General features: G+C 65.3%; 11 protein-coding genes. 7 read left to right on the top strand and 4 right to left on the bottom strand.

Features of this window, described 5'->3' with window-relative positions:
* Positions 1-5 precede the first annotated feature (5 nt).
* Positions 6-3,458, top strand: coding sequence for a hybrid sensor histidine kinase/response regulator (locus HNE04_RS04120; RefSeq protein WP_172217380.1), 3,453 nt, complete (start codon positions 6-8; stop codon positions 3,456-3,458).
* On the top strand, positions 3,455-4,417 hold the full coding sequence (locus HNE04_RS04115; protein ID WP_172217016.1) for a response regulator transcription factor: 963 nt from the start codon (positions 3,455-3,457) through the stop codon (positions 4,415-4,417). Before HNE04_RS04120 ends, HNE04_RS04115 begins: the two co-directional genes overlap by 4 nt.
* Positions 4,418-4,425: 8 nt before the next feature.
* On the opposite strand, the gene HNE04_RS04110 is transcribed toward HNE04_RS04115, so the two are convergent.
* Together HNE04_RS04110 and HNE04_RS04105 are read right to left on the bottom strand one after the other, a co-directional pair.
* Positions 4,426-5,652, bottom strand: a complete 1,227-nt coding sequence (locus HNE04_RS04110) for a glycosyltransferase family 1 protein (protein WP_172217014.1) — start codon at positions 5,650-5,652, stop codon at positions 4,426-4,428.
* Positions 5,653-5,690: 38 nt separating this feature from the next.
* Complete coding sequence (locus HNE04_RS04105) at positions 5,691-6,302, bottom strand: hemerythrin domain-containing protein (protein ID WP_172217012.1); 612 nt, start codon at positions 6,300-6,302, stop codon at positions 5,691-5,693.
* Positions 6,303-6,479: 177 nt separating this feature from the next.
* Between HNE04_RS04105 and urtA the strand changes: the two genes are divergently transcribed.
* From urtA to urtE, 5 genes are all read left to right on the top strand, one after another.
* Complete coding sequence (gene urtA / locus HNE04_RS04100) at positions 6,480-7,748, top strand: urea ABC transporter substrate-binding protein (RefSeq protein ID WP_172217010.1); 1,269 nt, start codon at positions 6,480-6,482, stop codon at positions 7,746-7,748.
* 143 nt (positions 7,749-7,891) lie between these two features.
* Positions 7,892-9,463, top strand: coding sequence for an urea ABC transporter permease subunit UrtB (gene urtB, locus HNE04_RS04095; RefSeq protein ID WP_172217008.1), 1,572 nt, complete (start codon positions 7,892-7,894; stop codon positions 9,461-9,463).
* The gene (gene urtC, locus HNE04_RS04090) at positions 9,460-10,587 is read left to right on the top strand and encodes an urea ABC transporter permease subunit UrtC (RefSeq protein WP_328700257.1); all 1,128 of its coding nucleotides are present in this window, start codon (positions 9,460-9,462) and stop codon (positions 10,585-10,587) included. Before urtB ends, urtC begins: the two co-directional genes overlap by 4 nt.
* Complete coding sequence (urtD, locus tag HNE04_RS04085; protein WP_172217006.1) at positions 10,584-11,459, top strand: urea ABC transporter ATP-binding protein UrtD; 876 nt, start codon at positions 10,584-10,586, stop codon at positions 11,457-11,459. Before urtC ends, urtD begins: the two co-directional genes overlap by 4 nt.
* Positions 11,460-11,465: 6 nt before the next feature.
* Positions 11,466-12,158: an urea ABC transporter ATP-binding subunit UrtE gene (gene urtE / locus HNE04_RS04080; RefSeq protein ID WP_172217004.1), complete on the top strand. Its 693-nt coding sequence runs from the start codon at positions 11,466-11,468 to the stop codon at positions 12,156-12,158.
* A gap of 190 nt (positions 12,159-12,348) precedes the next feature.
* On the opposite strand, the gene HNE04_RS04075 is transcribed toward urtE, so the two are convergent.
* Both HNE04_RS04075 and HNE04_RS04070 read right to left on the bottom strand, forming a co-directional pair.
* Entirely contained in the window at positions 12,349-12,564 is a 216-nt protein-coding gene (locus tag HNE04_RS04075; RefSeq protein ID WP_172217002.1) for a hypothetical protein, read from the bottom strand.
* An 81-nt stretch (positions 12,565-12,645) separates the two neighbouring features.
* Positions 12,646-13,878 (bottom strand): DUF4382 domain-containing protein, encoded by a 1,233-nt coding sequence (locus HNE04_RS04070; RefSeq protein WP_235964766.1) that lies wholly within the window; start codon positions 13,876-13,878, stop codon positions 12,646-12,648.
* Positions 13,879-13,882 lie beyond the last annotated feature (4 nt).

Here is a 13,882-nt window from a genome sequence, read left to right as displayed (position 1 = left end):
AGACGATGGAAGACTACGCGCTGCGCTACACGCCCCAGCGCTTTCGCAAATGGTCCGAGTTCCGCGTGGCCAACACTGCCTTCGGCGCCGCCTCTTTCCTGATCCTGGAGGCCGTGGGCGCCACGCTGCTGGTGCAATACGGGTTTCTCAACGCCTTCTGGGCCATCGTCGCCACCGGCGTGATCATCTTCCTGACCGGCCTGCCGATCAGCATCTACGCCGCCCGCTACGGCGTGGACATGGATCTGCTGACACGGGGCGCGGGCTTCGGCTACCTCGGCTCCACGATCACATCGCTGATCTACGCCTCGTTCACCTTCATCTTTTTCGCGCTGGAGGCGGCGGTGATGGCCTATGCGCTGGAACTGGCGTTGGGCATTCCTCCGATCTGGGGCTACCTGGTGTGCGCTCTGGTGGTGATTCCGCTGGTGACGCACGGGGTGTCGGCCATCAGCCGGCTGCAGGTCTGGACCCAGCCCCTGTGGCTGGTGATGCTGGTGGTGCCCTTTGCCTATGTGCTGGTGCGCGATCCTGGTGCGTTCGCGGGGGTGCTGCACTACGGCGGTGAGAAAGGTGGCAGCGCGAATTTCGACATGCACTTGTTTGGTGCCGCGCTGACCGTGGGCATCGCCCTCATCACGCAGATGGGGGAGCAGGCCGACTACCTGCGTTTCATGCCGGCCAAGACCCACGCGAACCGCAAGGCCTGGTGGGCGGGTGTCCTCGCGGGCGGGCCGGGTTGGGTGGTGCTGGGCGTGCTCAAGATGCTGGGCGGCGCGCTGCTCGCCTACCTGGCCATCAAGCACATGGTCCCGCCGGACCGGGCAGTGGACCCCAACCAGATGTACCTGGCCGCCTACGAGTACGTGTTCCCTCACTACGGCTGGGCGGTGGCGGCCACGGCGCTGTTCGTCGTGATCTCGCAGTTGAAGATCAACGTCACCAATGCCTACGCCGGCTCGCTCGCCTGGTCCAACTTCTTCTCGCGCGTGACCCACAGCCACCCCGGCCGCGTGGTCTGGGTGGTATTCAACACGGCGATCGCCTTCATGCTGATGGAGATGAACGTGTTCCAGGCCTTGGGCGATGTGCTCGGGCTGTACTCCAACATCGCCATCGCCTGGATGATGGCCGTGGTGGCCGACCTGGTGGTGAACAAGCCGCTGGGCCTGTCGCCGCCGGGCATCGAGTTCAAGCGGGCCTACCTGTACGACATCAACCCGGTCGGCGTCGGCGCCATGGCGCTGGCATCGGCGCTGTCGATCCCCGCGCACCTGGGCCTGTTCGGTCCCATGGCGCAAGCCTTCTCCGCGGTGATCGCGCTGGGGGTCGCCTTTGTCACCGCGCCGCTGATCGCCTGGGCCACCCGGGGCCGCTACTACATCGCGCGCGAAGGCGAGGGCTGCCGGCCCTCCGGCGCGTACCTGGCCACCACGCTGCAGCGCTGCGTCATCTGCGAGCGCGAGTACGAGGCGCCCGACATGGCGCATTGCCCGGCCTACCAGGGCCCGATCTGCTCGCTGTGCTGCACGCTCGACGCCCGCTGCGGCGACCTGTGCAAGCCGCACGCCAGCCTGTCGCAGCAGTGGTCGGGGGCTTTGCGCTGGTTGCTGCCGCGCCCCGCCTGGCCTTATCTCGACACCGGCCTGGGGCATTTCCTGCTGCTGATGCTGATCATCGTGCCCCTGCTCGCGACCGTGTTCGGCTTGCTGTACTACCAGGAGCTGCGGGCGGTGGCGCAGATGCTGGACACCGCCGAGCTTTCCGAAGGGCCGCTGCGCTCGGGTTTCCTCAAGGCCTACATGGCCTTGCTGGTGATCGCCGGCATCGTGGCCTGGTGGCTGGTGCTGGCGCACAAGAGCCGCCAGGTCGCGCAGGAAGAGTCGAACCGGCAGACCCATCTGCTGATGCGCGAGATCGAATCGCACCGCCAGACCGATGAAGCCCTGCAAAACGCCAGGCTGCTGGCCGAAGAAGCCAAGCGCGCGGCGGAGCAGGCCAACCACGCCAAGAGCCGCTACATCAGCGCCATCAGCCATGAACTGCGCACGCCCCTCAACAGCATCCTGGGCTATGCGCAGCTGATGGGCGAGGACGCGGGCGTGCCGGCACATCGCAAGCAGGCCGTGAACGTGATCAAGCGCGGCGGCGAGCACCTGCTGTCGCTGATCGAAGGCACGCTGGACATCGCGCGCATCGAAAGCGGCAAGCTCACCTTGACCGTCAAGCCGATGCAGTTCGCCGACTGCGTGCACGAAATGGCGGGCATGTTCGAGCTGCAGGCGGCGGCCAAGGGGCTGGCGTTTCACTTCGAGGTGGAGGGCGTGCTGCCCGAGGTGGTGCGCGCCGACGAGAAGCGGGTGCGCCAGATCCTGATCAACCTGCTGGGCAACGCCATCAAGTTCACCGCGCAGGGCCAGGTCACTTTCCGCGTGCGCCACGCGCGCGAGATGGCCTACATCGACATCGAGGACACAGGCCCGGGCCTGTCGCGCGAGGAACTGGAACAGATCTTCGAGCCGTTCGCGCGCGGCGCCAGTGCCAGCCATTCCGCACCGGGCGCCGGCCTGGGCCTCACCATCGCCAAGATGCTCACCGACCTGATGGGCGGCGAGCTCAAGGTGGTGAGCACGCCCGGCGCCGGTTCGGTGTTCCGCATCAAGCTGTTCCTGCCCGAAGTGAGCAGCGCCGCCGTGCCGGGCCCCGTCGCCGCCACCCGTCCGCGCCGCGGCTACGAAGGCCCGCGCCGCAAGATCCTGGTGGTGGACAACGAAGAGGCCGACCGCGAGCTGCTGGTGCACCTGCTGGAGCCCCTGGGCTTCGAGCTGCGCACGGCCGCCAGCGGCCACGACGCGCTCGACCTGCTGGCCGCCGGCCTCGCGCCCGACGCCATCCTGATGGACCTGGCGATGCCCGGCATCGACGGCTGGGAAACGATACGCCGCCTGCGCCGCCTGGAGCAAGCCATCCCCGCCGCCGGGCCGCCCCAAGGCGGGGACGCCCCCTCGGGGGGCAGCGCACTACACGAAGTGAGAAGCGTGGGGGCCAGGATCGCCGTGGTCTCGGCCAACGCCTTCGACAAGAACCTGGACAACGACGCCGGCGTGCGGGCCGAGGATTTCATCCTGAAGCCGGTGCGCCACAGCGAGCTGCTCGATTGGCTGGAGCGCCAGCTCGGGCTGCGCTGGAGTCATGCGCAGGCGCCAGCGCAACCCGAGGCGCCGCTGACTGCCAGCTGGGTCTGGCCCGCGGCGCCGGAGCTCAAGTCCTTGCAAGACGTCGTGCAGCTGGGCTACTACCGCGGCATCCTGAACCAACTGGATGTGATCGAAGCCGCGCAGCCGGAAAGTGCATCCTTTGCCGCCGCCATGCGAGAGCTGGCGCGGCAGTTCCAGTTCGAGGCCATGAGCCGCCGCCTCGCCGAGGCCGGCGGGGCCCTAGAGGAGAAGCTTCCATGAGTGCACGCCAGCCTGGTGCGGTCCTAGACCGCGCCAACACCGAGGTCGTGCTGATCGTGGACGACGTGCCCGACAACCTTTCGGTGCTGCACGATGCACTGGATGAATCGGGCTACACGGTCCTGGTGGCCACGGGCGGCGAGGCGGCCCTGCAACGTGCCGACCAGGCCTTGCCCGACATCGTCCTGCTGGACGCGATGATGCCCGGCATGGACGGCTTCGAAGTCGCCAAGCGGCTGAAGGCATCGCCCAGGACGGCGCACATTCCCATCATCTTCATGACGGGCCTGACCGAAACCGAGCACCTGGTGGCCGCGCTGGAAGCCGGCGGGGTGGACTACGTCACCAAGCCGATCAAGCCCAAGGAAGTGTTGGCGCGCATGGGTGTGCACATGCAGGGCGCGCGCCAGGCGCGGCAGACCCGCAACGCGCTCGATGCCTTCGGCTACGCCAGCATCACGGTGCGCGCCAGCGACGGCAAGCTGATGTGGCAGACGCCGCTGGCGCGCGAGCTGCTGATGACGTACTACGGCACGGCCGCGCCCGAGACGCCCAAGCCGGTGGTCGACTGGTTGCAGCGCCATCTGGAAGAAGCCAAGCAGCAGGTCGAGCCGCCGCGCCTTACCGCCGAACTGGGTGCGCGCCGCCTGACCTTCCGGCTGCACCAGCAAACCGGTGACGATGACTGGTTGATCGTCATGCGCGAGGTATCGGACAGCGCGGTGATCGAAGCCATGAGCCTGTCATTCAAGCTCACTGCCCGTGAAGCCGAGGTGCTCTATTGGGTGGTCAAAGGCAAGATCAACCGCGACATCGCCGATATCCTGGGCTCCAGCCCGGCCACGGTGAAGAAGCACCTGGAACGGGTGTTCGCCAAGCTGGGCGTGGAGACACGGACGGCGGCCGCCGGAATGGCGATGAACCGCATCCGGCAGTTGCATCCGCAGTTCGAGGGGTAGGGGGATAACTAGCCAGCGGCGGAAGCCCGCGTGGCATGCTCCGACGGTGCCACGAGCGATACCGCCTGCGCTGCATCGGTGAGGTGCAAGGGCGCGCTGTCGTTGACGGTGGGTTGGGGCTGCGCCACTTCCGCTGCGCCGACCGCTTCATCGGCCTGCACGATCAGCTCCGCCATGGCTTGCGCGGTGCCGTCCCAGGACGTACGGCCGACGACTTCCGCCAGCGCCCGTGCGTGGTCCAGTTGCTCCTCGTGGGAACGCTGCAGGATCTCCTCGCAGGAAATCACGAAGCCTTCCGGCGTGTCGGCGATCTGGACCAGCTGGCCATAGGGTTCGACCACGTCCCGGATGGAGGTGCTCACAGAAGGCCGGCCACAGGCCATGTATTCCAGGGTCTTGGTCGGGCTGATGTAGCGGGTCGCCTCGTTGAGCGCGAAGGGCATCAGGCAGATGTCCCAGCCGCCGATGAACGCGGGCAGGTCGTCGTAGCTCTGTTGTCCCAGCCAGTGGATATTGGCTTGCCGCGGCAGCGCCGTCGGGTCGATCTTGGCGGTGGGGCCGACCATCACGATCTGCCAATCGGGACGGGCCTTGGCGACCTCCTCGATCAGGTGCAGGTTGATCCGCTCGTCGATCACACCGCAGTAGCCCAGGCGCGGGTGCGCGATGACCGCCTGCAGCGGATGGTCCTGGGTGGCCTTGGCGAAGTGCTTGGCGTCCACACTGCTGGGAAAGCAATGCACGTCGGGGTGCCGGCTGCGCTTGGCGTTGTAGATGCTGCGCCCACCGGTGAAGACCAGGTCGGCCAACTTGAAGAGGGCGTTTTCGCGCTGCACCAGCTGGCGCGGGGCGTTCTTGAACGCCGAGAGCTCGTCCATGCAGTCGTACACCACGCCGCGCGGCGTCAGGCCGGTCGCCAGCGGCAGCGCCATCGGCGTGTAAAACCAGATCCAATAGTCTTCCACGGCTTGCTCGCGCATGGCCTCGGCCAGCAGCCTTTGCAGCGCAGGGAGGTGGTCGTCGTGGAAGCCCGGTGCGTCGCCCGTCACATGGGGCCGCCAGACCTCGACGCCTGGCGTGGGCTCGAAGCGCTCCAGCTCGTTGCGCTCCGCGTTGAGATAAGGCTCTTCAACGAAGATGACTCGCCATCGCATCGCCAGCCGCGACAGAAGATGTTGCGGGCGCTGATAGACAAAGTTCCAGCGCAGATGGGAAAAGACAACGAGTGTTTTCATGAGTGTGAGGTTCCTTCGGTTTTATATAGAAGCAAGCACTAGCGCGGGGCCGCATCGCGGGTCTTGGGGGCTCCCAGCCCCGGCAGGCGCGGGCGGCTCAGCAGGTAACTGCAGGCGAGCAAGGCGCCGGCGCCCATCACTAAGCCTCCCGTGCCGACCGATCGCGCCATGCCGCCCGCGATTTCCCCGCTGCGCGGCGCGGCCAGTTGCAGCCGTCGCTTGGTCATCTGCGCGCCCAGCTCGCCCAGCCGGTCGGTCAGCACGCGCTCGGCCAACGGCAGCAGGAATGTTTCCTCGTCCGCCACGTGGTGCATGACGTTGTTCATGAGCTCGTAGAACGTCTCGTCATAGGTGGCATGGCCGGGTTCCAGGTTGCGCAGCTGGGTGATAAGCCGCCGCATCTGGTCATGTTCGGGAACGCTTTTCCCCAGAAATTCGGTATCGGCTACCGCGCGCAGGGCCGGGTAGAAGACTTCTTCCTCCAGTTGGGCATGGATCTCGAGCGCCACGCACACCGTATCGACCAGACCCTTCTTGACCCGCAGAGGAGTGTCGACCTCGTACTGGTGGAAAGTGGTGATCACATGGGTGTGATCCATGCGGATCATGTTGGTGATACTGGGGGATAACCGGCTCAGCAGTTGATTCATGGGCGGCCTCCTGAATGGTGACCGCCTATTGGAAAGCTCAGGTCGACGGCTGTCTGTCGGACGCAAGCTTGTCCGTAAGGGGGCTTGGAGCGCATGGCTCAGGCATACGCCATGTGCCGTATTTCGCGGGGGAGCCCCCAAACCTAGCATGAGGTTCCATTTCGCAAGGAGCCTCACATGCAACGTCGTTTTACCCTCAAGGCGCTCACCGCCGCCGTCGCGCTCGCGGGCCTTTCGGCCTTGCCGGCCCATGCCCAGTCGAAGGACACGATCAAGGTCGGCATCCTGCACAGCCTGTCGGGCACCATGGCCATTTCGGAAACCGTGCTCAAGGACACGGTGCTGATGGCCATCGACGAAATCAATGCCAAGGGCGGCGTGCTGGGCAAGAAGCTCGAGCCGGTGATCGTGGACCCGGCCTCCAACTGGCCCCTGTTCGCCGAGAAGACCAAGCAGCTGCTGACGCAGGACAAGGTCGCCGTGATCTTCGGTTGCTGGACTTCCGTGTCGCGCAAGTCGGTGCTGCCGGTCGTGGAAGAACTGAACGGCCTGCTGTTCTACCCCGTGCAGTACGAGGGTGAAGAGCTCTCCAAGAACGTGTTCTACACGGGCGCCGCGCCCAACCAGCAAGCGATCCCCGCAGTGGACTACCTGATGAGCAAGGACGGCGGCGGCGCCAAGCGCTGGGTCCTGCTGGGTACCGACTACGTGTACCCCCGCACCACCAACAAGATTCTGCGCGCCTACTTGAAGAGCAAGGGCGTGAAGGACACCGACATCGACGAGAAGTACACGCCGTTCGGCCACAGCGATTACCAGACCATCGTTGCCGACATCAAGAAGTTCTCGGCCGGCGGCAAGACCGCCGTGGTCTCCACCATCAACGGCGACTCCAACGTTCCCTTCTACAAGGAACTGGGCAACGCCGGCCTGAAGGCCAAGGACGTGCCGGTCGTCGCCTTCTCCGTGGGTGAGGAAGAGCTGCGCGGCGTGGACACCAAGCCGCTGGTGGGCCACCTGGCCGCCTGGAACTACTTCCAGTCGATCAAGAACCCGACCAACGACGAGTTCTCCAAGAAGTGGGCGACCTACGCCAAGGCAAAGGGCATTGCCGGCCACAAGGACAAGGCCCTCACCAACGACCCGATGGAAGCCACCTACATCGGCATCAACATGTGGAAGCAGGCCGTTGAAAAGGCCAAGTCCACCGACACCGACAAGGTGATTGCCGCCATGGCCGGCCAGACCTTCAAGGCGCCGAGCGGCATCGTGTCCAAGATGGACGAGAAGAACCACCACCTTCACAAGTCGGTGTTCATCGGCGAGATCAAGGCCGACGGCCAGTTCAACGTGGTGTGGAAGACGCCGGGCCCGGTCAAGGCCAAGCCCTGGTCTCCCTACATCGAAGGCAACGACAAGAAGCCCGACGAGCCGGCGAAGAAGTAACGGCGTAGCTGTCATCCCGGACTTGATCCGGGATCCACGTCGCGTTAGCTACATCGTGGCCGGCGCGGCATGGATTGCGGGTCGAGCCCGCAATGACAGCCCTGCAGGATGGGCAGCGTGCTGTCCATCCTATAGGTTCCCCAATGATCAAGAGACTCGTTTTACTGGCTGTGTTGTGGACGGCAGCCAGCGCCCAAGCGCTCACGGCCGCCGAAGCGCGCGCCATCGCAACCGGGGAAACCGACGCCCGCATCGAGGCGCTGAACAAGGCCGTCGCGGCAGCCGACGACAAGACGGCTGCCTTTATCCAGGCCCTGGTGGACGATGCCGTGAAGGTCGCCGGAGAGAAGATCCTGGTGGTCAAGGACGGCAAGGGCTTCGATCCCGTCAGTGGCGCCGAGGTGCCACTTCCGCCCGATGCCGAAGACGTGATCAACAACAACCGAATGCGCGGCGAGCTCGACACGGCCATGGCGGCGCTCAAGCTGTTCTCCAAGGACGAAAAGCTGCGGGCCGAAGCCGTGGCGACGCTGCGCAACGAAAGCGACGAATCGCGGCTGCCGCTGATCGAAAAAGCCTATGCGGCGGAAACCAATTCGCGGATCAAGGAGCAACTGGGCCTGGTGCGCGCCGCCGTCCTGCTGGGTAGCGCGGACCAGGCCAAGCGGATCGAGGCCGCCAAGCTGCTGGCGAAAAGCAACAATCCGGCGACCAAGACGCTGCTGATCGAGCGGCTGAAAGTCGAGACGGAAAGCGACGTCAAAGCCACGCTGGAAGCGAGCCTGCGCAGCGTCGAAGCCTCGCTGGCCTGGGGCGACAAGGTCGGCGCCATCTTCTCGGGAGTCAGCCTGGGTTCCATCCTGCTGCTGGTGGCGTTGGGCTTGGCCATCACTTACGGCCTGATGGGCGTCATCAACATGGCCCACGGCGAGCTCATGATGATCGGCGCCTATGCCACCTACGTGGTGCAAGGCCTGTTCCAGAAATACCTGCCCGGCGCTTTCGACTGGTACCTGGTGGCGGCTGTTCCGGTGGCGTTCGCCGCCTCGGCGCTGATGGGCGCGGTGCTGGAGCGCAGTGTGATCCGCTTCCTCTACGGGCGGCCGCTGGAGACGCTGCTTGCCACCTGGGGCATCAGCCTGATGCTGATGCAACTGGTGCGCTCGGTGTTCGGCGCGCAGAACGTCGGTGTGGAGAACCCCAGCTGGATGAGCGGCGGCGTGGTGGTCATGGGCAATCTGCAATTGCCCTGGAACCGCATCGTCATCGTCGGCTTTGCCTTCGCGGTGCTGCTGGGAATGGCTTTCCTGATCGCCCGCACGCGCCTGGGCCTGTTCGTCCGGGGCGTCACGCAGAACCGGCCCATCGCAGCCTGCATGGGTGTGAACACCGCCCGCATCGACACCTATGCCTTCGCCCTGGGCTCGGGCATCGCCGGCCTGGCCGGCTGCGCGCTGAGCCAGATCGGCAACGTCGGCCCCGACCTGGGCCAGAGCTACATCGTCGATGCCTTCATGGTGGTGGTGCTGGGCGGCGTCGGCCAGCTGGCAGGCACCGTCTACGCCGCGCTGGGGCTGGGCGTGCTGAACAAGTTCCTCGAAGGCTGGGCCGGCGCCGTGCTGGCCAAGATCGCCGTGCTCGTGTTCATCATCATCTTCATCCAGAAGCGGCCGCAGGGCATCTTCGCGATGAAGGGCCGGAGTGCCGAAGCGTGATTCGCGATCTGCCCCCCGCTGTCACTCCCATTGCCCTGCCGCGCCGGCCCGCTGTGCTCAGCCGCGCCGGCTGGAGCGCATTCGTGGTGGCGCTGCTAGTGGTATGCGCCGTCGCGCCGCTGTTGAACCTGGCGGTTCCGCAGGGCAGCGTCTTCCACATGAGCGACTACGCCGTGGCGCTGGTCGGCAAGATCATGTGCTACGCCATCTGCGCCCTGGCCATGGACCTGATCTGGGGCTACACCGGCATCCTGTCCCTGGGCCACGGCCTGTTCTTCGCGTTGGGTGGCTATGCCATGGGCATGTACCTGATGCGCCAGATCGGGCGCGACGGCAACTACAAGAGCGACCTGCCGGACTTCATGGTGTTCCTCGACTGGAAGGCCTTGCCCTGGCACTGGAGCTTCAGCGACAGCTTCATCGCCACGCTGATCCTTATCGTGGCCGTGCCCGGTGTGGTCGCCTTCGTGTTCGGCTACTTCGCCTTCCGCTCGCGCATCAAGGGCGTCTACTTCTCCATCATCACCCAGGCGATGACCTTCGCTGCGATGCTGCTGTTCTTCCGCAACGAGACCGGCTTTGGCGGCAATAACGGTTTCACCGATTTCAAGCGCATCCTGGAGGTCCCGATCGCCACGCCTTCGATGCGCATGACCTTGTTTGTGATCACCGGCCTGACGCTGCTCGGCTTCTTCCTGTTCGGGCGCTGGCTGGTGGCCAGCAAGTTCGGCCGCGTGCTGCAGGCCATCCGCGACGCGGAGTCGCGCGTGATGTTCTCCGGCTACAACCCGATAGGCTACAAGCTCACCATCTGGACCCTGTCCGCCATGATGTGCGGCGTGGCCGGTGCGCTCTACGTTCCGCAGGTCGGCATCATCAATCCCAGCGAGATGAGCCCGGCCAACTCGATCGAGATCGCCATTTGGGCCGCCGTCGGAGGGCGCGCCACCCTGATCGGCCCGATCATCGGCGCCTTCATCGTCAACGGCGCCAAGAGCTGGCTCACCGTGACGGCGCCCGAGTTCTGGCTGTACTTCCTCGGCGCGCTGTTCATCGCCGTCACGCTGTTTCTGCCCAACGGCGTCGTGGGTCTGGTCAAGCAGGTCAAGGGGCGGCTGAAATGACACCTGATTTGCTGGAAGAAGGCGCGCGCCGCGCCAGCGCGTACAGCCGGCATTCCAAGCTGGGCAAGACCGCATCGGGCGGCCGCGCGGCCGGCTTTGGCCGCCTGGCGACCGCGGGCGAAGTGGACGTCACGCACGGCCGCATCCTGTACCTGGAAGACGTGAGCGTCAGCTTCGACGGCTTCAAGGCCATCAACAAGCTCTCGCTGGACATCGCGCCCGGCGAACTGCGCTGCGTGATCGGCCCCAATGGCGCGGGCAAGACCACGATGATGGACATCATCACGGGCAAGACCCGACCGGACGAAGGCACGGTTTTCTTCGGCAGCACCATCGATCTTCTGCGCTACAGCGAACCGCAGATCGCGCAGATGGGCATTGGCCGCAAGTTCCAGAAGCCGACGGTGTTCGAGCAGCTGACGGTGTTCGAAAACCTGGAGCTGGCCCTCAAGACCGACAAGGGCGTCAAGCCTTCGATGTTCTTCCGCCTGGACTCGGGCCAGAGCGATCGCCTGGCCGAAGTGCTGCACACGATCCATCTGGCCGATGCGGTGACGCGCATGGCGGGTACCTTGAGCCATGGCCAGAAGCAATGGCTGGAAATCGGCATGCTGCTGATGCAGGACCCCAAGCTGCTGTTGCTGGACGAGCCGGTGGCGGGCATGACCGACGAGGAAACCGCGCGCACCGCCGAGCTCTTCCTCAAACTCAAGGGCCAGCACTCGCTGATGGTGGTGGAGCACGACATGAGCTTCATCAAGAGCATCTCGGAAATCGTCACGGTGCTGTCCGAAGGATCGGTGCTGGCGCAAGGCACGCTGGAGCAGGTGCAGAACGATGAACGGGTCATCGAGGTTTATCTTGGGCGCTGACGCTTCATGCTGACAGTCAAGAACATCAATCAGTACTACGGCGGCTCGCACATCCTGCGCGACGTCAGCCTGGAGGCGCACCCCGGCCGGGTGACGGTCCTGCTCGGCCGCAACGGCGTGGGCAAGACCACCTTGCTCAAGTCGCTGATGGGCTTGGTGCCGATCAAGACCGGCAGCATAGAGTTCGAAGGCAAGGCCATCTACCAGGCCACGCCGTACCAGCGCGCCCGGGCCGGGATCGGCTTCGTGCCGCAGGGGCGCGAGATCTTCGCGCGCCTCACGGTGGAAGAAAACCTGGCGATGGGCCTGGCCTACAAGAGCGCTTCCACGCCGATTCCCACCGAGTTGTTCGAACTTTTCCCGGTGCTCAAGCAGATGCTGGGCCGGCGCGGTGGCGACCTTTCGGGCGGCCAGCAGCAGCAACTCGCCATTGCACGTGCGCTGGCGGCCCAGCCCAAGCTGCTTATCCTGGACGAGCCCACGGAAGGAATCCAGCCCAGCATCATCAAGGACATCGGCCGGGTGATCCGCATGCTGGCGGACCGGGGCGACATGGCGATCCTGCTGGTGGAGCAGTACTACGATTTCGCGCGCGAGCTGGCGGACGACTACCTGGTGATGGAGCGCGGCGAATTCATTGCCCGCGGCCTGGGCCGGGACATGGATTCGCAAGGGGTGCGCCAGCTGGTGGCGATTTGAGGGTGCGCGACTGTAGGCATGTGCCTACCGTCATTGGGGTTCGCGTCGCTCAGGCGCCGCATTCGCGGGCGGGTACCTTGAATTCATCTCAAAACTGGGAGAAATCAAATGCCCGTCATTCTCTGGCTTCTCGGTGTTCCGCTCACCGTCGTTCTGCTGCTGATGCTGTTCGGCGTGTTCTGAACACGCCTCACGGCTTTCTCTTGACCTGCTCGAGCTGTTCCTGGTTTCGGCCGGACAGCTCGCCGCGGTCACCCTCGGCGAATTCTCCGCCGTGGGAGCCGGCCTCGCCACCCTGGTTGGCGTAAGGCTGGCGCCCCTTCCCGCTGTCCCAAGTAACTTCGCTGGGTGCGCCGTGTTCGGCCTTGCCCGCGTCGGGGCTTTTACCTGGTGACTGGTTGCTCATGAGGCTAGGGTAGCGGACAACGCCCGCGTGCGCGTATAGGACAACGCCGCGTCCGCGGCAGTTGTCGCTACCCCAAGCTCATCAAGGCCCGTAGTTGAAGTCCACGTTCACCGAACCGCTGGTGATATCGGCTGGCTTGTCCTGCGCGGCTCGTCCCGGTGCTTGCGCGCGCATCGTGTACTTGCCCGCGACCGCGGAATCGGTCGTGAACGACAACGGCGAGCCCGTAACGAACGCTGCTTTCACGGGGGCGGCCACGGGCAGACGGAACCGGTAGGTTCCCAAATCGCCGTCGACAGCCTGGTTGCCAAGTTCGATGGTCGGCCCGCCGGTGAGTGTCTGCAATGCCCGCACCGTTGCATCGGTCAGCGGCGCCGTCGTCGTGCCGCCGCCGGAAACGGAGGTCAGCGTCACGGTGCCCGTCACATCCGCCATGCTCGACACAGGCGGCACGATCGCCGTCGATGTGCCGCTGACCACCGTCGTGCTCGTGCCGACAGGTACGCCCGTCACTACCGCATTGGCACGCCCGTCGGACATCACGACCAGCGTGTAGGTGCCGGTGGAGAGGAACGGAATGCTGAACTTGCCCGTGGTGTCCGGCGCCGTCGATCGGATGGTCACACCGTCTTGCTGCGCCGCGATGGTGGTGCTGCTCAAGCTCAAGGTGGTGGTGACGAAGCCCTGGATGCCCGTGTTCACGCGCGGTACGACGGAAAGCACCGGTTTGAGGTTGTACTTGTTGCCGGAATTTCCGGCCTTCACGATGGACTTGCAAGCGTCGAAGTCCAGCAGGATGTCGGTCGTCTGGCCTTCGGCCACGTCGAAGTGGGCCTGCAGCTTGAGACCGCTTTGCTGACCGCTGGGCGTGTTCAGCGGGATCAACGCGCCGCCCGTGGGCTGCACCGCATTGGCCACGCTGGAGGTCCCGGTGCCGGTATTGCTCGCCAGCACCAGGCGGATCTGGGAGTAGTGGCCCGCTGCCAGCTGCGTGGTACCGAGCTCTTCCAGTACCCCATTGGTCAGATCGAGCAGGTCTATCCTGCGCGCCGGCGACACCGCGACCTCGGACCAGCCGCCCTCGGAATCACCCGCTGACCCGCTTTGGTGAACGCGTACTTTCTCGACGGTGACGAAGACGTGGTCGTAGCCACAACTCGGGGCGTCGGTCAGCGCAACGCGCAAGGTGCCGTTCGCCGCGGCTGAGCCGCCGCCGCCACCTCCGCAGGCCGCCAACACGGCGGCGGCCCCCATCACACCGGCCCAGCGTAGCGCTTTGGCCCAGCTTCCCACGATCGTTTTTCCAGCTGTCATCTTT

Source organism: Caenimonas soli (genome assembly GCF_013155545.1).
In the GTDB taxonomy this organism is placed as follows: domain Bacteria; phylum Pseudomonadota; class Gammaproteobacteria; order Burkholderiales; family Burkholderiaceae_C; genus Ramlibacter; species Ramlibacter soli.
This window is presented reverse-complemented; position numbering and strand designations above follow the sequence as displayed.

Excerpts from the sequence above, each read along its gene's own strand:
- HNE04_RS04120 (WP_172217380.1), top strand. The coding sequence starts at position 6 with ATGGAAGACTACGCGCTGCGCTACACGCCCCAGCGCTTTCGCAAATGG.
- HNE04_RS04115 (WP_172217016.1), top strand. The coding sequence starts at position 3,455 with ATGAGTGCACGCCAGCCTGGTGCGGTCCTAGACCGCGCCAACACCGAG.
- HNE04_RS04110 (WP_172217014.1), bottom strand. The coding sequence starts at position 5,652 with ATGAAAACACTCGTTGTCTTTTCCCATCTGCGCTGGAACTTTGTCTAT.
- HNE04_RS04105 (WP_172217012.1), bottom strand. The coding sequence starts at position 6,302 with ATGAATCAACTGCTGAGCCGGTTATCCCCCAGTATCACCAACATGATC.
- urtA (WP_172217010.1), top strand. The coding sequence starts at position 6,480 with ATGCAACGTCGTTTTACCCTCAAGGCGCTCACCGCCGCCGTCGCGCTC.
- urtB (WP_172217008.1), top strand. The coding sequence starts at position 7,892 with ATGATCAAGAGACTCGTTTTACTGGCTGTGTTGTGGACGGCAGCCAGC.
- urtD (WP_172217006.1), top strand. The coding sequence starts at position 10,584 with ATGACACCTGATTTGCTGGAAGAAGGCGCGCGCCGCGCCAGCGCGTAC.
- urtE (WP_172217004.1), top strand. The coding sequence starts at position 11,466 with ATGCTGACAGTCAAGAACATCAATCAGTACTACGGCGGCTCGCACATC.
- HNE04_RS04075 (WP_172217002.1), bottom strand. The coding sequence starts at position 12,564 with ATGAGCAACCAGTCACCAGGTAAAAGCCCCGACGCGGGCAAGGCCGAA.
- HNE04_RS04070 (WP_235964766.1), bottom strand. The coding sequence starts at position 13,878 with ATGACAGCTGGAAAAACGATCGTGGGAAGCTGGGCCAAAGCGCTACGC.